This is a genomic window from Vibrio sp. sp1 (genome assembly GCF_016920955.1).
Taxonomy (GTDB): domain Bacteria; phylum Pseudomonadota; class Gammaproteobacteria; order Enterobacterales; family Vibrionaceae; genus Vibrio; species Vibrio alginolyticus.
This window is the reverse complement of record NZ_CP060590.1, coordinates 759,617-781,711: the sequence shown is the minus strand read 5'-3', so window position 1 is coordinate 781,711 and position 22,095 is coordinate 759,617. Positions and strand designations below refer to the sequence as shown.

At 43.4% G+C, this 22,095-nt stretch carries 18 protein-coding genes; 13 read left to right on the top strand and 5 right to left on the bottom strand.

The features are described from left to right. Positions 1-114 precede the first annotated feature (114 nt). Positions 115-279: a YqaE/Pmp3 family membrane protein gene (locus tag H9L11_RS18975; protein ID WP_005375297.1), complete on the top strand. Its 165-nt coding sequence runs from the start codon at positions 115-117 to the stop codon at positions 277-279. A gap of 155 nt (positions 280-434) precedes the next feature. Further along, a complete protein-coding gene (pyrC, locus tag H9L11_RS18970; RefSeq protein WP_005385019.1) occupies positions 435-1,463 on the top strand; it encodes a dihydroorotase in 1,029 nt (342 codons plus the stop codon). Positions 1,464-1,558: 95 nt separating this feature from the next. Here the strand turns inward: pyrC and H9L11_RS18965 are convergent, their stop codons facing one another. Continuing rightward, positions 1,559-2,464, bottom strand: a complete 906-nt coding sequence (locus H9L11_RS18965) for a DUF808 domain-containing protein (RefSeq protein WP_017821242.1) — start codon at positions 2,462-2,464, stop codon at positions 1,559-1,561. A 172-nt stretch (positions 2,465-2,636) separates the two neighbouring features. On the opposite strand from H9L11_RS18965, the gene H9L11_RS18960 reads away from it, so the two are divergent. From H9L11_RS18960 to H9L11_RS18930, 7 genes are all read left to right on the top strand, one after another. Continuing rightward, positions 2,637-3,557, top strand: coding sequence for a M14 family metallocarboxypeptidase (locus H9L11_RS18960; RefSeq protein WP_205391395.1), 921 nt, complete (start codon positions 2,637-2,639; stop codon positions 3,555-3,557). Positions 3,558-4,318: 761 nt separating this feature from the next. Next, positions 4,319-5,263: an iron chelate uptake ABC transporter family permease subunit gene (locus H9L11_RS18955; protein ID WP_205391394.1), complete on the top strand. Its 945-nt coding sequence runs from the start codon at positions 4,319-4,321 to the stop codon at positions 5,261-5,263. Continuing rightward, positions 5,260-6,213: an iron chelate uptake ABC transporter family permease subunit gene (locus H9L11_RS18950; RefSeq protein ID WP_275890755.1), complete on the top strand. Its 954-nt coding sequence runs from the start codon at positions 5,260-5,262 to the stop codon at positions 6,211-6,213. The genes H9L11_RS18955 and H9L11_RS18950 overlap by 4 nt, the downstream gene beginning before the upstream one ends. Positions 6,214-6,266: 53 nt before the next feature. Beyond that, the gene (locus tag H9L11_RS18945; protein WP_054701806.1) at positions 6,267-7,235 is read left to right on the top strand and encodes a siderophore ABC transporter substrate-binding protein; all 969 of its coding nucleotides are present in this window, start codon (positions 6,267-6,269) and stop codon (positions 7,233-7,235) included. 94 nt (positions 7,236-7,329) lie between these two features. Continuing rightward, positions 7,330-9,510 carry a TonB-dependent receptor gene (locus tag H9L11_RS18940; protein ID WP_205391393.1) on the top strand — a complete coding sequence of 727 codons (2,181 nt, stop codon included), beginning with the start codon at positions 7,330-7,332 and terminating at the stop codon, positions 9,508-9,510. A gap of 264 nt (positions 9,511-9,774) precedes the next feature. Then, the gene (locus H9L11_RS18935) at positions 9,775-11,385 is read left to right on the top strand and encodes an ABC transporter ATP-binding protein (protein ID WP_005375287.1); all 1,611 of its coding nucleotides are present in this window, start codon (positions 9,775-9,777) and stop codon (positions 11,383-11,385) included. Further along, a complete protein-coding gene (locus H9L11_RS18930; protein ID WP_033906768.1) occupies positions 11,382-13,073 on the top strand; it encodes an ABC transporter ATP-binding protein in 1,692 nt (563 codons plus the stop codon). Before H9L11_RS18935 ends, H9L11_RS18930 begins: the two co-directional genes overlap by 4 nt. A 203-nt stretch (positions 13,074-13,276) precedes the next feature. Here the strand turns inward: H9L11_RS18930 and H9L11_RS18925 are convergent, their stop codons facing one another. Next, entirely contained in the window at positions 13,277-14,065 is a 789-nt protein-coding gene (locus H9L11_RS18925; protein WP_005385013.1) for a helix-turn-helix transcriptional regulator, read from the bottom strand. A gap of 98 nt (positions 14,066-14,163) precedes the next feature. On the opposite strand from H9L11_RS18925, the gene H9L11_RS18920 reads away from it, so the two are divergent. The 3 genes from H9L11_RS18920 (at position 14,164) to H9L11_RS18910 (ending at position 16,117) form a co-directional block, all read left to right on the top strand. After that, complete coding sequence (locus H9L11_RS18920) at positions 14,164-15,069, top strand: DMT family transporter (RefSeq protein WP_017821248.1); 906 nt, start codon at positions 14,164-14,166, stop codon at positions 15,067-15,069. A 145-nt stretch (positions 15,070-15,214) separates the two neighbouring features. Next, on the top strand, positions 15,215-15,700 hold the full coding sequence (locus H9L11_RS18915) for an acyl-CoA thioesterase (RefSeq protein ID WP_005375279.1): 486 nt from the start codon (positions 15,215-15,217) through the stop codon (positions 15,698-15,700). Positions 15,701-15,871: 171 nt separating this feature from the next. Next, positions 15,872-16,117, top strand: a complete 246-nt coding sequence (locus H9L11_RS18910) for a hypothetical protein (RefSeq protein WP_005375277.1) — start codon at positions 15,872-15,874, stop codon at positions 16,115-16,117. A gap of 367 nt (positions 16,118-16,484) precedes the next feature. On the opposite strand, the gene malG is transcribed toward H9L11_RS18910, so the two are convergent. The 3 genes from malG to malE all read right to left on the bottom strand — a co-directional run bounded on the left by malG (position 16,485) and on the right by malE (position 20,220). After that, positions 16,485-17,375, bottom strand: a complete 891-nt coding sequence (gene malG, locus H9L11_RS18905) for a maltose ABC transporter permease MalG (RefSeq protein ID WP_005375275.1) — start codon at positions 17,373-17,375, stop codon at positions 16,485-16,487. Positions 17,376-17,387: 12 nt separating this feature from the next. Continuing rightward, positions 17,388-18,962, bottom strand: coding sequence for a maltose ABC transporter permease MalF (gene malF / locus H9L11_RS18900; protein ID WP_005375273.1), 1,575 nt, complete (start codon positions 18,960-18,962; stop codon positions 17,388-17,390). 79 nt (positions 18,963-19,041) lie between these two features. After that, entirely contained in the window at positions 19,042-20,220 is a 1,179-nt protein-coding gene (malE, locus tag H9L11_RS18895) for a maltose/maltodextrin ABC transporter substrate-binding protein MalE (protein WP_005375272.1), read from the bottom strand. A gap of 672 nt (positions 20,221-20,892) precedes the next feature. Here malE and malK point away from each other — a divergent pair. Beyond that, positions 20,893-22,011, top strand: coding sequence for a maltose/maltodextrin ABC transporter ATP-binding protein MalK (gene malK, locus H9L11_RS18890; protein ID WP_005375271.1), 1,119 nt, complete (start codon positions 20,893-20,895; stop codon positions 22,009-22,011). The last annotated feature ends 84 nt before the right edge of the window (positions 22,012-22,095 follow it).

Below are 22,095 nucleotides of genomic sequence, written 5' to 3'. Positions count from 1 at the left end.
ATATTCGCGTTTTTTAACACCGTTCTGACCAAATACCGTTTGATAAAGTGTGATACGACACACATAATTCACCCAAGTTATCACTACTCCCATTTATCGATTTGGAGCTTAATTATGGATACAAGAAAACTGGTTCTGATTTTGTTATGTATCTTTCTTCCGCCTGTCGCGGTGTTTATGGAGAAAGGTCTAAATAAAGACTTTTTGATTAATCTAATATTGACGTGTTTCTTCTTTCTACCAGGTACGATCCACGCGCTTTGGTTAACAATGAAGTAACCACTTACACTCTCACTCTTTATAAAATTGAAAAATGGGATGAAATATGAGGGCAATTCCTCTATCATCCTGTCGCCTAAGCGCAAGCGTTTGCTCAAAAGCAAATACAGCGCTTAGGCTCCAATCAGACAACTTTTCAATGGTGGGAGCAATTAATGACAACACTGACTATCACTCGTCCTGACGACTGGCACGTTCACTTACGCGATGGGGAAGTTCTTAAAGACACCGTTCGCGACATCAGCCGCTACAATGGCCGTGCGCTGATTATGCCAAATACCGTCCCACCTGTTACTACAACTGAGCTCGCCCTAGCCTACCGTGACCGAATTCTCAAAGAGCAACATGGCGAACAGTTTGAGCCTTTAATGGCGCTTTACCTTACAGATAACACGACACCAGACGAAATACGTAAGGCTAAAGCAACCGGACACATTGTTGCTGCCAAGCTCTATCCTGCTGGCGCCACAACAAACTCAGATTCCGGTGTGACCAATGCGAAAAACATTTATCACGTTTTAGAAGCAATGGAAGAAGTAGGAATGTTACTTTTGGTTCATGGGGAGGTAACACATCACGATGTTGATATATTCGACCGAGAAAAAGAATTCCTTGATACCGTCCTCGCTCCTATCGTCAATGATTTCCCTAATCTTAAAATCGTACTAGAACATATCACCACCGCCGACGCAGCAAACTTCGTTAACAATGCCTCAGACAACGTAGCGGCTACCATCACTGCCCACCACCTTCTTTTCAACCGTAACCACATGCTTGTGGGTGGTATTAAACCTCATTTCTACTGTTTGCCAATTCTTAAGCGCGGAACCCACCAGCAAGCGCTGATCGAAGCAGCAACTAGTGGTAGCAAGAAGTTTTTCCTAGGTACAGACTCAGCGCCACATGCGAAAGGGGCAAAAGAATCGGCTTGCGGTTGTGCTGGTTCTTACACTGCACACGCTGCGCTAGAGCTTTATGCAGAAGTCTTCGAAAAAGAAGGCAAGTTGGAAAACTTGGAAGCTTTCGCAAGCTTCAACGGTCCTGATTTTTACGGCATTGCACGTAACACAGATACAGTAACGTTAGAAAAATCCGCTTGGGATGTGCCAGAAACGATGCCATTTGGCAATGATATCGTTGTGCCTATTCGAGCAAATGAACAGATCGAGTGGAAAGTGAAGTAAGTACTTTACTGACGTTTCACCCATAAAACAGGGTCATGCTTTTTGTAAAAAGAAGTCATGACCCTTGTTATTATCGTCTCATGTTTTAGATGTGATTATTGACCACGAAGCTTTTCAACCATCGTCCATACCGCAACCACAACCAACCCCGCCACAAAGCCGATAATACCGTTCAGTAAAATAGGCAAAATGGCTGTAGCAACCGAATGACCACTAAAGTTCATAATAATCGGCTCTACAAAGTGATGAATGGCTGGCACGTTGTGCACCACAATTCCTCCACCCACCAAAAACATCGCAGCAGTTCCTACAATGGTTAACAACTTCATCAACTTTGGTGCAAAAGCGACCAAGGCCCCTCCGACTTTCGCTACCCAACCTTTACCATTTGAGCGACTTTCAAGGTAAAGGCCTAAATCATCTAGCTTCACAATCCCAGCGACTAGTCCATAAACTCCAACCGTCATAATCACTGCAATTAAACTGACAACTAAAATTTGCGTAACAAGACTGGCTCCTGTCACGGTACCTAACGCAATCACGATGATCTCTGCTGAAAGGATAAAGTCTGTTCGAATCGCACCAGAAACTTTACGCTTTTCATACTCTTCTATCGACTCTCCAGTATTAACTAGCTCCTCTTTTTCTTCGTGCGGATGCGAGTGAGGAAACACTTTCTCAAGTACTTTCTCTGCCCCTTCAAAGCAGAGAAATAAGCCGCCAATTAGCAATAATGGCATAATAAGCCATGGAATAATCGCGCTAATAAGTAAAGCTGAAGGAACTAAAATCAATTTATTTTTGAATGAGCCTTTTGCAACCGCCCAAACCACTGGAATCTCTCGCTCAGATGCAACACCAGACACTTGTTGAGCGTTTAACGCTAGATCATCTCCCAATACACCTGCGGTTTTCTTTGCCGCCATTTTTGACATTAAGGCGACATCATCAAGCACCGTGGCAATATCGTCCAACAGTGTGAGTAAACTTGCTCCAGCCATTTTTTGTCTCTTATATGAAATTGAGTAAGTAACAAAATGTAACACCAATGAATCACTCATCAAAGTGATGATTTTGCAAAGAATACCACCCCAAATGGTGTTTTATATTGCCGTAAAGATAAGACAGGTCTAGTCTTGTGATACCTTTCAGCAGTCAAAAGAAAAAGTATAGATGAAAAGTGGATACATTTACCCGATCGGTACTCCTGGCCAACCTTGGAACGAAGAAGAACGTAAAGCTTGGTTAGCAACGCAAGAAGTAAAACGTAGCTACCAAGATGAAGTCGTCAGTAAAATCGATGCCCTACGCGAGCGTTTTGATGTTGAACAATATGGTGCGCTCTCATACAACGAGGCACGCTTCCCTCTGTTTTGTATCAAAACACGCAATTGGGATTCAACTAAACCTGCTGTGTTGGTCACAGGCGGCGTGCACGGTTACGAAACCAGCGGTGTACATGGCGCATTAAAGTTTGTAGAAACGGAAGCAGAGCGCTATGCAGAGCATTTCAATATTGTCGTTGCCCCCTGCGTAAGCCCTTGGGGTTACGAGGTGATCAACCGCTGGAATCCAAACGCGATTGATCCAAACCGCTCTTTCTATAAGGATAGTCCTGCCGAAGAGTCCGCTAACCTCATAAAGCTAGTTGCAACTTTAGGCGATGTGTTAATGCACATTGATCTACATGAAACGACAGATTCTGACGAAACTGAGTTCCGTCCAGCCTTAGCTGCTCGTGATGGTATTGAGTACATTGAAGGTATGATCCCAGATGGCTTTTACACGGTGGGAGATAGTGAAAACCCTCAGCCTGACTTCCAAAAAGCGGTCATTGAGTCAGTTGCAAAAGTGACTCACATTGCACCAGCAGATGAAAACGGCGAAATCATCGGTTCACCCGTCGTACAGTTTGGCGTTATCAACTACCCAATGGTAAAACTGGGCCTGTGTGGCGGTGTAACAAATTGCGTTTACGGCACGACAACGGAAGTGTACCCAGACAGCCCAACGGTGACCGACGAAGAATGCAACGATGCGCAGGTTGCAGCCGTGGTCGGTGGTCTGAATTACGTACTAAGTAAGCTCGAATAACACAGGTTAACAATAAAGCAACTGACGATGTCTTTGAATTGTGAATCAGCTTTACTTTGCTCCAAAAGCAAGTTGAGACATTAATTCGCTAGTTTATTAGAAATTACCGCATTAACATCGCTAACACTGAAGATGCGAAGCATCACGACTTTATGACGCTATTTTAATGCGGTATCTAATAAATCCTAAAATACAAACGACATCTAGACATCATCGTCACTACTAACTCCTCTTCCTGAACAAACTATCGTCATACCATTTAAATCAAACCTCAACCAACGAGCTTCTGAAGCGAAAAACATCCTTAAACAATAAGAAAGCTTAATGCTCTTTGGCTTTATTTTTTAATCACTTACCCAAAAGCACATGCATTAGCCATTGCCTTGTTTTTTATACGCGATTGATCTTTTTAGAGAAACACATATGAACTTCATTGCTTAACCGAAAAAACAAAGATATAATGAAAATAATTATCATTTGTATTTTAATTTTAAATCGAGAACCTCTTTCTCTTTGCATTGAAAGCGGCACTTTTCTTTTGCTAGTTAATCCAGTTTTAAAGCCAAATCAGCACGTTGAATTTTTAGGTATGGCCTAGTGATACTTTGAGGGCTGGATTGTGACCTTAATGTTTATAAAAAATAACTTGGTTATGTTTTGTTGGAATTTAGAACCTATATGCGAATAGATATTCATTATTCGTATTCCATCCCCAAGTCATAAGTTAAGAGAAACTCACTTTATTTTGGGGCAGATTCTGTATGAGTATTCACGTAGTAAGCCTGTTTTTTATACTGTGCTTAACTTCAATTTTCGTCGGCGCAAACCAACTAGATTGGTCGTTATTGCTGACCATGGATGACAAAGCTTGGCTACCGATTACTGCTAGCAGATTACCAAGGCTAATCGCACTAATTCTTACCGGATCTGGTCTCGCAATATGTGGTGTTATTCTTCAACATATTGTTAGAAATCGTTTTGTTGAGCCGGGCACCACAGGCGGTATCGATGCGGCAAAGCTCGGTATTTTGGTATCTATCGTCATGCTTCCATCCTCAGACAAGCTTGAACGTATGCTCTTCGCCGTACTATTTTGCTTCGCCGCTGGCCTTATCTACATTGCCATCGTACGAAAAATTAAATTCAGTAACTCTGCGTTAATACCTGTGATTGGGCTTATGTTTGGTAGTGTACTAAGTGCTATAGCGGAGTTTTATGCTTATCAAAACAACATCTTACAGAGTATGTCCGGTTGGTTAATGGGAGATTTCTCCAAAGTGGTCCAAGAACACTATGAAATAATTTTCTTGATTTTACCCATCACCCTACTGACTTACTTATATGCACATAAGTTTACTGTGATGGGAATGGGCGAAGATGTTGCGTCCAACTTTGGAATTAATATTGCGTTCACTGCCGCCTTGGGTCTAATGCTAGTTTCCGTGACAGTTGCTATAACAGTGGTGACCGTAGGTGCCATTCATTTTATCGGTTTAGTCATACCTAACCTAGTCGCACTAAAATATGGCGATCACCTTAAAAACACCCTACCAATCGTTGCACTAGGCGGCGCTTCGTTACTTATTTTTTGCGATGTCATAGGCAGAGTTGTTGCCTTTCCTTTTGAAGTCCCAATTGGATTAACAGCCAGTGCTATCGGGGGAGTCATGTTTCTTGTGTTTCTTTTGAAAGGAGCACGAGTATGAGATCACATTACTCAAACATGCGAGTGAGCATTATACTCGTTTGCATACTGTCTATCGCCTTTATCTTTACAAGCTCTGGGTGGGATTTTGATTACGTCATCCCTAAGAGGCTGATTAAACTTGGTGCCATAGTTATTGGGGGCAGCTGCGTGGCCATCTCTGCTGTTATTTTCCAAGCTTTAGCTGGTAATCGTATTCTTACGCCATCCATTATGGGATATGAGTCGGTTTATCTGGTTTGGCAAACCCTACTCTTATTACTAGGGGGCACTTCTGGCATTGCTACATTAGGTGTTGTCGGTAATTTCGCTGTCTCTGCAATACTCATTCTGTTGTATTCCTTAGCGATTCAATCTTGGGTACTCAATAGATTTAAACATGACATGCACCAAGTTCTGCTGATTGGCTTTGTTTTGACAATGGTGCTGACAACTCTTGCTCAATTTATCCAGCTCAGAATAAGCACTGGAGAATTCTCTATCCTTCAAGGGCTCAGCTATACCTCGTTTGAGCGAGCGAAACCTTCTACGTTACTTTTTTCCAGTATTGCGTTAAGCGTTTTGGCACTCTTTGCTAACAGATGGTCACGCGAGCTAGATGTGATAGGTCTAGGTCGAGACCAAGCGATGTCATTAGGACTAAATGATAAGCAATATGTACCAAAGTTCTTTGCTGTAATCGCCATTTTAGTAGCAATTTCGACGAGCTTGATTGGCCCAACGGCTTTTATGGGAATTTTTATTGCCAATATTGCTTATTCCGTTACTAGCGCACCGAACTACAGACACATATTGCTCGTTGCTTGTGCTATTGCAATTGTCATGTTCTTGTCTGGTCAACTTCTGATAGAGCACTTATTTAACTTTAAAACCACCGTCTCTATTTTGGTGAATGTCCTTTGTGGGGGATATTTCCTAGCCATCACGATAAGAACAAGAAGCCAAATATGAAAACTGTTACTCGCCTGTTTAAAGACAACTCACTGACAAAAAGGAAATACCCCATGTTTAAGAGCCCCCTACGTTTGAGTATCGCGCTTGCTTGCTGCGCTCTAGGAACCTTATCAGGTTGCGAGCCGGAAATAACTAAAATTGAAGATACTCAGCCATTAGAAAAGCTCATCGTGATTGAACACAATCTCGGAGCAACTACTATTTCTCATCGCCCTCAACGAGTGGCAGCATTAGATATGAACGAAGTGGACTTTTTAGATCAGCTAAATGTTCCAATCTCAGGAATGGTGAAAGACTTTGTTCCTCACTTTCTAGCGAAATACAAAGACACACCTGAGATAGCGGATCTTGGTGCGATAGTTCAGCCTAATATGGAAAAGATCTATGCCCTAAAACCAGATCTCGTATTGATGACTCCGCTACATGCTAATCAGTATGAAGAACTCTCTCAACTCGCTCCGACTTTACATTTTGACATCAACTACCGTAATAGTCGTGACCATCACGTCGATACCATTAAGAAACACCTTGTAGAGCTTGGTGAGATCTTTGAAAAGCAGGAGCTAGCCCAACAGAAAGTTGCCGAAATCGATGCAAAAGTCGCAGAAGTGCGCGCTGTTACGAAAGAGCGTTCTGAAAAAGCTTTGGTTGTCATGCATAACAATGGTGCTTTCAGCTCATTTGGCGTTGAGTCTCGTTATGGCTTCGTTTTCGATGTTCTGGGGGTAAAACCAGCGAGTGAAAAAGTGGAGACAGGTTTGCATGGTCAGCCAATTTCTAGCGAGTTCATTAGCCAAGCTGATCCAGACATTCTTTACATCATTGATCGAACAGCAGTAATGGAAGGAAAGCCTGTCATTGATGCGGAACACTTAGCAAACCCACTACTCCGTCAAACCAAAGCATGGAAAAACGACAACGTCGTTTTTGTTGATGCCGATGCTTGGTACATCACTTCAGCAAGCATCACATCTCTGAAAATCATAATTGAAGACATCCTAAAAGGTTACCAAAGCTAAATCTAATAACAATGAGTTGGATCTTAAGTAATTCAACACTCAATCGACGTCAGAACGGATGTGAGCTAGCCCAAACAAAGAAAAGGAATCTATAATGACTCATGACTATCATCAGATAGCGATGGACTCTTCACAGAAAAACAAACCAAGCCCGTGTCATATCGCCCTCTTTATTTCACTTCAATTTAGTACTTTTGTCGTACCAATTAGTATCGCTCAAGCTGAAGAAGTCGTAGATGAATCAATGACAGTTTATGGTGAAGCAAACGGAGTTTATGCCGCTGGCAAAGTTTCTCACGCGAGTAATATGGGAATGCTTGGCGACAAAAACTTCATGGAAACGCCTTTCAATACGATTGGATACACAGAAAAACACATTCAAGACCAACAAGCACGCGATATCTCAGATGTAATCTCAGCTTCTGATCCCTCTGTTTTCACCAGCGGTGAAACCGGCTTAAACAAAGAAAGTTTCAAAGTAAGAGGTTTCAACTCAGACATTAGCGACGTTATGTTTAATGGATTGTATGGTATCGCTCCTTATTACCGAACCTCTCCTGAAATGTATCAACGTATTGATGTACTTAAAGGTCCTGCTTCTTTGCTCAACGGTATGCCACCGAATGGATCTGTTGGTGGCACCATCAACTTAGTGACAAAAAGAGCACAAGAAACACCAATCACATCTTTCACCGGCAGCTACTTATCGGACACTCAATTCGGAGGACATATCGATATTGGACGTCGCTTTGGTACAAATGAAGAATTTGGTATTCGTTTCAACGGTGCATTTAAAGATGGAGACACCGCGATAAACAACCAAAGCAACAAAACTCAACTTGCATCATTAAGCCTTGATTGGCGTAATGACATTGCTTTCCTTGAAGCAGATTTTTACTACAGTACAGAGCGAGTTGAAGGTGCAAACCGTGGGTTAAGCATCGCTTCTGGTCTCAAAATCCCATCATCTCCTCCATCTGACACATTATTGACGCCAAGTTGGGCCTACAATGATAGCGAAGATAAAGGGATGATGATTCGCGGGGAGCTAAACGTTAGTGACTCTGTAACTGTATACAGCGCATTGGGTGGTAGCCGTACAGATTTTCATTCAAATGTACCGCAACGAATCAAAATCATCGATAACGAGGGTAACCTAGAGGTATCTCTCGGATCAGTTAAGCTCGAGAACAAACGGACTTCAGGTGAGATAGGTGTTCGTAGCAACTTTGACACTGGCCCAGTAGAACACCACCTTGTACTGAATAGTACTTACTTTAGAGAAGATAAAAATGATTCTCCAACAGGTAATAATAATCCAGCCCCTTGGAACTCGAATATTTATGATCCTGTTTGGGGACCAGAAAATTCAGTTTACGACAACTACTATGGTTTACCTGTCGATTCAACTCAGGTCAGCTATGGCATTGCCGATACGTTATCTTTTGTTGATGGGAAATATCAAATCACGCTCGGCTTGCGTTACCAGAGCATTGATTATGAATCTGGAATAATAATGAACGGAATGTCGCTTCCTACCACCAAGTTTAAGGAAAGTACTTACACTCCCGCACTTGCAGCATTATACAAAGTTTCGAGCTCAGTTTCGCTTTATGGTAACTACACCGAAGGCTTAACGAATGGGAAAACAGCAGGCTCTAGCGCTGCAAACGCAGGAGAGGCTTTTGAACCCCAAAAAACCAAACAGACTGAAGCAGGCGTGAAGCTTGACCTGGACGGCTTTGCTCATACGTTCAGTTTATTTGAGATTAAAAAGCCAAATGGGTACCAAGATCCGGATACCAACATTTTTTCTTTCGGTGGTGAACAGCGCAATCGCGGTATTGAATGGGGGTTCTACGGCACACTATCAAAGGACTATACACTCATCGGTGGTATCGCCTATACAGATGCAGAGATTACAAAAGCAACAGATGTGACAGAGGAGGGGAAACAAGCAACTAAGCTACCCGATTTACAAGCTAAACTCGCATTAGAATGGAACCTCCCTGCGATGCGTGATCTCACGCTTATCGGCCAAGCGAACTATATGTCTGAACAATACATTGATGCACAAAACACTCAGGCATTACCTGCACAGACTATTCTTGATCTTGGCGCACGCTACAACTCAAAAATTGCTGAAACAAGCGTGGTTTGGCGCCTTAGCGTAAACAATGTACTGGATGAAGATTACTGGACAACCACCCACTATGCGGACCTAGCTCTTGGCGCATCACGTACAGTGATGCTGTCAGCTACTGCGGATTTCTAATCCCTCCACCTCCCCTTTAGCCTGCCTTCTAAGGGGGACTTACTCCCATTTGGCTGTTCATGAAAATTCACAACAAATCAAAGGAAGTACTCATCTTCAACATTCAAGCAGACAAAGAGCTCGCAACACCTACGGCCAAAGTTAATTCAAAACATAATCCATCAACGTCCACTTCCATAGGCTTTATATGAAAAACGATAAGAGCTCAATATGCTCTACCACGTTCTCCTTATTTTCGCTTGATAGGCTAGATAAGGTGACAATATGATAAGTAAAATCAGCCAACATTACGTTACGCCTAGCTTAATGCCAGCCTTAAAGCCATCGATTAAGAAGCTTGCTTTGGGAACGTTTTGTGAAGCACTTGCCGCTGTGGCAAAAGTTGGTGCACTGCTATGCTTGATAAACCTTATCGATAAATTTGCAAACCAATGGATTTACGGTGCCATAGGACTTTGGGCGGCTAGCGCACTTGCCTCATCAGTGGGCTCGTGGTTAGTTCATGATGCCGAGTCGCAGTTTTCCACTCGATTACGTCGCCAAGTTGCTCAGCACTTGACGCGCTTGCCAAGCAAGACCATCTCTCAATATGGTGATAATCAACTGCGTCGCATAGTTTCCGAAGACATCAGCACGCTTCACCACATGGTTGCGCATTTGCCTTCAGAACTCGTGACATTCATTGTCGTACCCGCAACTTCTATTTTTATCATGTTGAATCTCACAGGTCCGGTAGCGATGCTTACTCTGCTCCCTGGTCTAATTGCATCATTGTACTACCTACTCTTTTTACCTAGGTTTGCCGCTAAACATGGCAAAGAGCGCATGACAATAATGGGTGATATCGTTACCGCAGTAAACGACTACACAAGAGGTATCCGAGTAAATCGAATTTACGGCACGCAAGCAGGAGCACTCGACAGCTATAATGATGCCACAAGACGCTTTACTCACGGCATAGTGAAATGGGTTGGTAGCGTTGCCCTTCCAGCAGCAATTGCTACCGCATTACTTCAAGCGGTTTCGACTTTCGCAATGGCCTATACCATTGGCTATGAATTAAGTCCCGTGGCAATGGCGTCGCTATTCTTTTTTGGTTTGGCCGTCGTATCACCCGCACTGAAGCTTGGCCATGGATTGGACTACGTTAACGCAGGAAAGAATGCTGCAAAGAACATCAGCGACTTTTTACAGCAACCACAAATAGAAAGTGGCAGTTTGAGCGCGGGAGAAAAACCGCTATCACTACAAGCATCAAATATCGTAGTGGCTAATGGAACTGTTAATATTATTGATAACTTCTCCCACTACTTCCCACGGGGTTCATTTACAGCCATCATGGGGCCTAGCGGAGCAGGCAAAAGTACGTTACTACGTCTATTAGCAGGTCAAGAAACACCTCTTTCAGGCTTCGTTACCTTAGGAGGCAATCAACTGTCTAAACTCTCTGAGATATCCCGATACTCCGCCATACGCTATGTACCCCAAGATATCGGTGTACTCAAAACTACCATTAGGCAGAATTTGAAACTATCAACGCCAAGTTCAAGTGACGACGAGCTGAACCAAGCTTTGCAACAAGCTCAATTAAAGATTGACCTCAATTCTGATGCAAGCGTGCTTTCAGGAGGCGAGCAACAACGTGTCGCAATAGCTAACACATTTCTAACTCAAGCCAACGTTCTATTACTGGATGAACCAACCAGTGCTCTCGATAAAAATACGGCCTTCACTGTGATCAGAAATCTCGCGAAGTTTGCGAAAACACAAGACAAGATATTGATCATAATTACTCACGACTCAGAACTCGCGAAACTTGCAGACACTACATTGATGCTCAACAGAAAGGCTCAACGACAGGATGAAGAAGTATGACGGCTCACAATACCCTCTATTCCAATTCGACAATTCCACAAAGTGCAAAGCACCGTCTATATCGAGTCGCTATAGGTTGGGGACTAGTTGCATTATTTGAGGCAACGGCTTACACATTTCTTGCAATATCTATTGTCGAACAAGCTTCACCATTGAACGTCATAATAGCTGCTGTTCTAACTGTGATAGTTACCGTTATTGTAACTCGTTCTGGATTTCTCTCTGGTGCGAAACTGGCTGGGGATCTTTATTCATCAGTAGGTCATTCGCTCAGTAAAGCAAAGTTAGCTTGGTTTAATGATCAGCATAGAACTCAGCTCACTCAACTAGCAGAACGAGGAATACCTGGCTTTATGGCCATTCCTGCTCATCAGCTACAAACATTTTTACACGCTCCAATGTTACCCATATTTTTAATTATCGGTATTGGGGTCGTTGGAGGAGGTGAAATTGCACTACTCAGTGCCGTACTGTTACTAGTTGCACTGCTCGTTCAGTACAAGGCGCAAAGATACCTAAGTCGCTCAGATAGCGACCGACATGACGCAGAGCTTCAAGCGACTAAATCAACACTTGAGCTCATAGATCACCTTGAGTTACTTCGCTCAACAGCGGGGCCTGAGCGCTCAATCGAGCGTATTGAACAGAGTTGGCACGCACAAGAAGAAGCTCATTCAACTATTAATCGTAACGCTTCTATCGCAACCTTAGTATCAGGATTGGCAACGATTTTACCCCTTGCAGGTATCGCCATCTATCTCGTCTTAGAGCCGATTACTCAACCCTTATTAGTCTTGGCTTTATTGATATTGATTACCCGTGCAGCTGCACCTTTGGGTGAACTCGCGTTGGCAGGCTTTGCGATTAACGACGTAAAATCCTCAATTAAAAATTACGCTCAGTTAACGAATGTCCCTGTTCTGCCTGAGCCTAATCCTCAATTTGCAACCTCCCCCAAAAACCATAAGTTCGAACTGAACCTTGTGGGCCATTTAGATCTCTTTGAAGATGCTAGCACGGAGATCAAACAAGGTGATACCGTCGTCATCAATGGAGTCAGTGGCAGTGGCAAAAGCACTTTACTGGGCCTGTTTCTAAGGTTTGATGATCCTGACCAAGGTCTTATTTCGCTCGGAGGGATAGATCTAAAGAATATCCCTTATGACGTGCTCACCCAGCATATAGCCTATGTTGCTCAAGAACCGGTCATTTTTACTGGCACATTGGCGGATAACATTCGGTTAGGTAATCCCAATGCAAGTGATTATGAAGTTGAGAGCTTTGCAAGACACGCACAATTGGACAAACTTATTGACTCATCTCCTAAAGGAATACATCAAACAGTAGGACAAAGAGGCTCAGGGTTGTCAGGAGGTGAAAGACAGAGAGTCGCAATTGCGCGAGCTCTCATTAAAAAGGCGCCAATCCTCATTTTCGACGAAGCGACGGCAGCATTAGACGAAGCAACCGAAAAAAGTATTGCTCAACATATTCAAACATTGAACTCGACCGTGATTATTGTGACGCATCGCGATCAGAATATATGGTCACCCACATTGGAACTCACGATTGAGGGTAGAAGAGTTATAGTTGCACAGTACAACTCTACTTCCTTGAAAAGTAGGGACAAATTGGCGGCTGAAGAAACTAATAACAATCAATACTTAAATCTAAGCGGTGTCAATTGAGTTTTTTGTCACTTTAGCACATTGTATCATCTAAAGAATCTTACAGGCATGTTGTAAAGCAATGATAATAAAGCGAATTCTCAAGGTTATAATTCTGACTCAATCTGACACAAGATAGACGTAGGTCTTTCCAATACCATCAGCTTTTCGAGTCGGTCATCATACAGCGCATTGTCAATTTTTTTAAAATAGACTCTACACTTTTACAACAATCGATTCTTGTATTGCTCCGGTGTCATGCCGGAGTATTTCTTGAACATCGCGATAAAAGGGCTGGCTTGGTTATAACCTAACGTCAGAGCGACTTCTTTTACGGTCTGCCCTTTACGCAGCAACTCCATAGAATGTAAATATCGCACACGTAAGCGCCACTCAGTAAAGCTCATGCCCAACTCACTCTGGCAATGTCTCGCTAACGTGCGTTCTGTGGTATGCACTTTTGCCGCCCACTCCGCCAAACTGATCTCATCCGTCGGCGATTCTTCTACTGCTTTTAAAATCGGTTCAAGATACTTATTGTCGGTAGTCGGTAAAAAGTGATGTTCGACTTCTTGCTTTGCAAGCTGGTCCAATAACACTTGTACCAAGCGCTTGTCTTCATCAGTTTGCGCCACGTTAATGTCTCGCTGACGAAAGTCCTCAATAATAGATGACACGATTGGAGTCACTTTGATCAAGCTCGTTTTAGTTGGAAAATGCGCCGTCAATTCAGGGGCAATATTCAAAGAACAATATTCGATTGGCTTACGGTTGTAGCTAGTGTGACGAATTCCGGCGGGAACCCAAATAGCAAGATGTGGAGGTGCTAGAAATCTTGTGTCTTCTGCATCCATCTCCAGAATCCCACCGCTGATCAGTTGCACTTGCCCCCAAGGGTGGCTATGAATTCGTGTTTCTGTATTAGAGAGAAACGCTTCGAAATTCATAAATACATCTGATGGCGCACGATCGATTGATAAGGAGGGGTGAAGATTTCTGGCGCTCTTTTTCAAAATTGTCTTCCTATCGCTTACGATGTCTTTTAAGAGATACTTTTTATTATAAAGACCTGCCAGACTAGCGCCATCAATAATTGTGCTATAGGGTTCTCATGATTTATTTACTTCCGTTTTTCACCGTTATGATTTGGGGTGGTAACTCAATTGTGAACAAGATGGCTGCGAGCGCCATTGAACCAAGTGCGATGAGTTTCTACCGTTGGTTTGTCGCAATGGTACTCCTAACGCCATTTTGCCTGCCTGCAATCATCAAACAACGACACATTATTCGACCTTACTTAGCTAAGTTGGCGTTTCTTGCGTTACTTGGTATGGTTCTCAACCAGTCACTTGGATACTATGCCGGTTTAACAACAACGGCCTCTAATATGGCCCTGATCACCTCTTTAGTTCCTTTGATCAGTGTGTTTTTAAGTGTCCCATTGCTCGGTAAATCTATATCAATGTTAAGTATCGTCGGTGGTGTCATTTCGCTCGGCGGCTTGGCATTTATGCTTGGTCACGGTGATATCACTTACTTTTTACATCAAGACTTAACGCAAGGTGACAGCTTAATGCTCGTTGCTGCCATGGTATACGCGGCTTATTGTGTTCTGCTAAAACGCTGGAAAATGCCATTCAGTAGTTTGACTCTGGTTTACATGCAGGGCTTCTTTTCTGTTTTGATGCTCACACCACTTTGGCTCTCTAGTGAGCAACTGTTACCAAGCCAAGACGCGCTACCATTAATCGCTTATGCTGGTATTGCTGCTTCCATTTTCGCGCCGCTGATGTGGGTCAAAGCGATTGATTCAATTGGTGCTGATTCAAGTGCTATGTTCATGAACCTAATGCCTGTGGTTTCCGTCATACTTGCTTCAACACTAATTGGTGAGAAAATTTACGCTTACCACATTATTGGTGGGTTGTTAGTCATCTCTGGCGTTATCCTGTCGCAAATAAAAGTAAGACAGAGAAAACCATTGTCCAATTCTGAGATTGCCTCTACCGCCAATTAACATCTACACCTCAAGCCATAGAACTACGCTGTGGCTTGTCACTTCCAGCGTTCGAATAAAAGTTAATGTTTTGTTTCATTCGCTATTCCCGAAAATTCATCTTGCTGCTAAATTGGGAAAACAATAACCCATCAAGGAAAGACAGATGAGCAGTGGTCAAAGAGACATTACCCTTCGCTTTTTAGCAGAACCCAGCGACGTAAATTTTGGCGGAAAAGTGCACGGCGGCGCCGTAATGAAATGGATCGACTTGGCAGCGTACGCCTGTTCTGCAGCGTGGAGTGGTAAATATTGCATTACCGCATATGCTGGCGGCATTCGGTTTGTTGCGCCGATTCATGTCGGCAACTTAGTCGAAGTTAGCGCGAAAGTCATTTATACCGGACGAAGCTCAATGCACATTGCGATTGACGTGCAAGCTAGTGATCCAAAGCAAATGAAAAACAGACTCACCACTCACTGTATCGTTATCATGGTTGCTGTAGATGAAAACGGAAAACCAACCGATGTACCGAAATGGATTCCAGAGTCAGATGAAGACAAAGCCTTAGAGCAATCCGCTATCCGTCTTATGAACATGCGTAAAGAGATTGGGGAAGAAATGGAAGCACACGTTAAATATCTCAAGTAACTGGCATCCGTTAAGAACGCTATTAAGTACCTCAACGTTACCTAGACCCAGAGTGTGGAGCAACATCATGGTTTTGCCATTTGTTTCACGCTCGCCCTTCTCTGTCATAAATCCTTCACCTAGCTTTGCTTAAATCCATCCATTATTTTAGAGTTGGATAGAGTTTGGATCTTGAGACTAAAAGAAACGACCTTAAGTGAAGAGACGTTGACCAATTTAAAAGCGGTCGAGTACCAGTGGGTGAGAACCATGTACGTCGAGGGGTATAACGAAACAGAAATTAATCATTACATTCAAACTTGCTTTGGCGGTGACGTTACCTTTGCTAATCTATTTCGTCGCGTCGCACTGCAGCAAGAAAGTTTGTACACGCTGCTTCAATACGTTGGATGCGCACCTTCCAGCCGAGAGTTTTAATCTCTTCCTTCCCTACCTCAATTTAGCTTTTTACTAAGCTCTAGTTATTTATGTGAAGTGCTACGCAGGGCATTATTCAAGCCCTGTGTAATCCATTGCAAAGCCGCTAATCTCTATCTACTTATTGCACAATTGCCTTTAACAGGCATAAAAAAACCTGAGTCTAAACTCAGGTTATGGTTACAAAAACTGTTAGTGATTGAATCGTAAGGAACTAAGCTAACAGCCAGCTATGCGTAACGCCAATAAAAGCCAAGATATTACTGATCGGCGGCCAAACCAAAATTGTAATATCCGTGCTAAGTATAAGGGCGACCATGTGGTCGCCCTTTTCTAGTTATTCTTATCAATCTCAGACCACAAGAGATTATCCTTTCACACCACCAGCGGTTAGACCACCAACCAACCAGCGCTGCGCAAGTAAGAATACGGCAGTGATTGGCACTGCTGAAAGTACAGCAGCTGCGGCAAAGTCACCCCACAAGTAGTTTTGTGGATATAGGTATTGCTGCATACCCACTGCAAGTGTGTACGAGTCTACATCAGAAAGCAGTAGTGACGCTACAGGAACTTCACCAATTACCATGATGAACGACAAGATGAAGACTACCGCTAGGATTGGCACAGACAGTGGCAGCAATACCAAACGGAATGCTTGCCATGGTGTAGCACCATCAAGAGCCGCTGCTTCTTCTAGAGACGAGTCAATACTTTCGAAGTAGCCTTTAATGGTCCAAACGTGCAGTGCGATACCGCCTAAGTAAGCGAAGATCAGACCGCCATGCGTGTTCAGACCAAGGAAAGGAATGTACTGACCCAGTTTGTCGAACAACGCGTACAGAGCAACCAGTGCCAACACCGCAGGGAACATCTGGAAGATCATCATCGCTTTAAGAATGGTGTTCTTACCTTTGAACTTCATACGAGCAAACGCGTAAGCCGATGTGGTTGATAGCGCCACGATTAGGATTGCAGAAATACCACCCACTTTTACCGAGTTCCACAACCATGTCATTACTGGGAATGGTGGCGGTGTAACTGTACCGTCTGGATTAGTCACCGAGAAACCTAATGCCAATTTCCAGTGATCAAGTGTTGGGTTGTCTGGGATCAGGCTACCCGTTGCAAAGTTACCTTCACGGAATGAAATCGCGATGATCATCAGTAAAGGGAAAATAATCAGTGCCAAGAATGCCCACATTGCAATATGAGTAGCCCAAACACGATACTTTAATGACTTACCTTGTACCATTGCCATTGTAATTTCTCCTTAGTCCTGAGCTACTTTAGTTACGCGTAGGTTGATAAGTGCCAATGCGCCAACCAATAGGAAGATAAGCGTTGCTACTGCACTTGCTAGACCGAAGTCTTGACCACCAGCACCTTCGAATGCGATTCGGTAGGTGTAACTTACTAGCAGGTCGGTGTAACCCGCAGGCTCTGATGTACCAATCATGTTTGGACCACCGCCAGTCAACAACTGGATAAGTACGAAGTTGTTGAAGTTAAATGCAAAACTCGCGATCAACAATGGTGTTAACGGCTTCAACATCATTGGTAGTGTGATACGTGTGAAGTTCGTGACAAAGTTCGCACCATCAATTGCTGATGCTTCATATAAATCGTCTGGAATCGCTTTTAGTAAGCCCATACACAAAATCATCATGTAAGGGAAACCAAGCCAAGTGTTAACAATTAAGATCATGGTTTTCGCCATGAACGGATCAGAGAACCAAGCCGGGCTAATGCCGAATAAGCCTTCCAACAACATGTTGATCTCACCAAAGCTTTGGTTAAACAAACCTTTAAAGATCAAGATAGAAATAAACGCCGGAACTGCATAAGGCAGGATTAGCAACAAACGGTAAACTGAGCGACCTTTAAGTGCTTCCCACTGAACCACACTGGCAAGGACAAGACCAATAACAAGCGTAAATAATACGGTTAGCGCAGAGAAAACAATGGTCCAGATAAAGATACTGATAAACGGCTCTTTGATACCATCATCTTTCCAAACACGCTCAAAGTTGTGGGTACCAATGTTCACCACGAAACCTGGTGACACTGTGCTACCAACAAATTGACCGTTTTCATCGACAGGCTGGTAGTAACCTACTTCCATATTTGGACGTAGCGTTTCTTCAGTCCGGTTGTTGTAAAGCGTTTCACCATCTTCTTGTAATGTGTACAAAGGTACAACTGCAGCAAATTTGCGCAGCCCACTCATGCGGATATCATCACCACTTGGCAAATGTAAATCGACACTGCTCAACGCACTGCGGTTCTTAACAATCGCCTTGATTGATTCTTTTTCACCCGTTACTTCTTCAATTGGTGAAAGATCAAACTCCGATGCTGAAAGGTTATCAAGCTGAAAAGTCGGGCTTGCAAGTAGCTCACCATCTTTTTCAACCACAAGTTGATGGCCTTGCTCCGTTTTATACAAAGTGAACGGGTAGCTATCACCACTTTGGTAAGTTCGGTCCAAAAGTACGTTCTGAGCGCGATCAAAAGAGAGTTGGTTCTTCGCGCTATAGTTGGTAAACGCCAAACCTATGGTGTACGCCAAAGGGAAAAGAATGAAAAGGATCATCCCTGCTATACCAGGGTAGATGTAACGGTGTGCGTACGTCTTTTTACTACCAAAGATGAACAACGCTAAAGCGGTAAGAATGAGCGTAAGTAGTGCAAACGCAATCTCACCGCGAGAATACATAAGGATTGTTGCGTAGCCATTGATGATGCCGACTGTGCCTAAAAGTGACCATTTCATGAACACTTTTTTGCTGCTCGGAAGGCTGGCTTCTGGTGCTGTCATAGCATTTGTACCTTGAACTGACTGCATAGGGAACCTGCTAGCGAATATAGAATAAATATAGAAAAGTAAGGAGGAGTTGCCTCCTCCTTAAAAAGGTCTTACTTAATTATTTAGTCATTTGTTTTTCTGCATCTGCAAGAGCTGCATCGACAGTTTGACGACCGTCAACTACGTTGATGATTGCGTTCTTAGCCGCACCCCAGAATGCGTTCATTTGAGGGATATTTGGCATGATTTCGCCGTTCATCGCGTTATCCATAGTCGCAGCGATACGAGTATCTGAATCTAGTTCACGTTGGAACGAGTTAAGCGCTACCGCACCTAGAGGCTTATCGTTGTTAACCATACGTAGGCCATCGTTTGTTAGTAGGTAGTTCTCAATGAACTCAACCGCTAGGTCTTTGTTTGGAGACGCAGTGCTGATACCAGCTGTTAGAACACCAACGAATGGCTTAGAAGATTGACCTTGGAACTTAGGTAGCGTAGTCACGCCGTAGTTAACGCCTGACTTCTCAATGTTGCCCCAAGACCATGGACCGTTGATCGTCATCGCTGTTTTGCCTTGGTTGAACGCAGACTCAGACACTGAGTAATCCATATCCGCAGAGATTACGCCTTTATCAACTAAGCCTTTTACGAAGCTCATTGCGTCTTTAACGCCTTCTTTCGCGATACCAGCGTCTTTAACATCGTAACCTTCAGAAGTGTATTTGAACGCGTAGCCGCCATCAGCCGCCATTAGTGGCCAAGTGAAGTACGGTTCTTTTAGGTTCCACATGATTGCAGACTTGCCGTCTTTTTTAAGTTTTGCATCTAATGCTGCAACCTCTTCCCAAGACTTTGGTGGGTTTGGAACTAGGTCTTTGTTGTAGATTAGAGATAGAGACTCAACCGCAACTGGATAGCCGATCAATTTGCCGTCGTAACGTACTGCATCCCAAGCGAAATCAACGATACCTTCTTGAATATTCTTAGAAGGTTTAATTTCTGCTAGCAGGCCAGCTTCTGCGTAACCACCGAAACGGTCGTGAGCCCAGAATACGATATCAGGACCGTCGCCAGTCGCTGCAGTTTGAGGGAATTTGTCTTGAAGGCCATCTGGGTGAGCCACAGTCACTTTAATGCCTGTGTCTTCTTCAAATTTCTTACCAACTTCAGCAAGGCCGTTGTAGCCTTTATCACCGTTGATCCAGATAGTAAGTTGTCCTTCTTCGATGGCAGCATTAGCACCAAAAGAACCCAAAGCAACAAGAGTACCTAGTGCTACAGCGCTTAACTTTTTCATGTTCGTATCCTTTTTATATTTTTGATGTAGGGCTAGTCCATTGAGGTTCAGCCGTATTTCGACATATATCATCTGAAATAATCCAATATGTCTCATCCTCCTAATCCCTACGCCCTTACAATTATGACGTATTTTCGTGATCTAAATCGCCAAGGGTAAGAGACTAAAATCACAAAATGGATAGTTCCTGTGATCGGTTTCAACTTTAGGTGGTGCAATAATGTGATTTCCGACCAACTGCTTTCTTCCTCCTCCTTTTTTACTCCTCCCTTTCTACTCCCCCTACAATTATTTCTATTAGGAGGATGTCGCACTACGCACAATCTTAGAAACTGCAGTCATCCAAGAGTGGATGGTAAGAACCCTTTCCCAGCAGTGCCTACGTATTAGGAAAAAGATTTGCTGGTTTTGCATTGCCAGACGAGTGGAATGTCATTATTAGTGTTGTTTGTGGTAATTATTTCACGGGGGAGACAATACGAATAATGTGGGGGAGAGAAACTCGTACTTGGCTATGATGGGTAGCACTTCTATTCAGGACATTTTATTGAAGTGCTACCCTACTTTTCTTACCAACCGCAAGAACTTACCGATTCCTACTGTTACTGCTCGCTAGATAATTCATATAATGATGAGCGGTGAATAATAAAAAATTGATCGAGGACGAGCTACATGGCGAGTGTCACGTTAAAAAATGTTTGTAAAGCGTATGGCGACGTACTGATTTCTAAGAACGTAGACCTAACAATCAACGAAGGTGAATTTGTTGTTTTCGTAGGTCCATCAGGTTGTGGTAAATCTACCCTTTTACGTTGTATTGCCGGTCTTGAAGACATTACTTCAGGTGATTTGTATATTGGTGACCAGCGCATGAATGACGTCGAACCATCCAAACGTGGTGTTGGTATGGTATTCCAGTCTTACGCTCTTTACCCGCACCTTAACTTATATGACAACATGTCATTTGGCTTGAAACTAGCAAAAGCAGACAAAGCAGAAATCGACAAGCGTGTTGAACAAGCAGCAGAAATCCTACAACTAGGCCACTTGCTTGAGCGCCAACCAAAAGCACTTTCTGGTGGACAGCGTCAACGTGTGGCGATTGGCCGAACATTGGTATCGCAGCCAAATGTATTCCTTCTAGACGAGCCACTATCAAACTTGGATGCGGCACTGCGTGTAAACATGCGTGCACAAATCACGAAACTTCAGCGCCAACTTGGTTGTACCATGATCTACGTAACGCACGATCAGGTAGAAGCGATGACAATGGCAGATAAAATCGTTGTACTAGACGGCGGTTATGTATCGCAAGTTGGTAAGCCGCTTGAGCTTTACCATTACCCACAAAACCGCTTTGTAGCTGGCTTTATCGGTTCTCCGAAAATGAACTTCATGAGCGTATTCATTGATGAAGTAGAAGCAGAGCGCGTCAAAGTTCAACTATCTAACGGCGTATCTTTCTGGATTCCGGTGGATGGTACAACCGTTAACCGCGGCGACCGAATGTCTTTAGGCATTCGCCCTGAGCACCTATTATCCGCTTCTGAAGCTGATGCAAGTATTCACGGTGAAGTGATGATTGTTGAGAAGCTAGGTAACGAAACTCAAGTATACCTAAATCTAGAAGGCGCGGACGCCGACGTTATTTTCCGTCAGCCGGACACGCTTGCAGTCGACACTGGCGATAAAATCGAGATCGGTATTCCAGCTCATCGTTGTCACCTGTTCCACAGTGATGGTCGCGCATGCCGCCGCCTATACAAAGAAAACGGCGTAGAAGTCGAATAGTTCATTCGTCCTTACTCAAAAATCCCTCTCAAGTGAGAGGGATTTTTTTATCTTAATAAATATCAGCAATTCGATACTAAATCA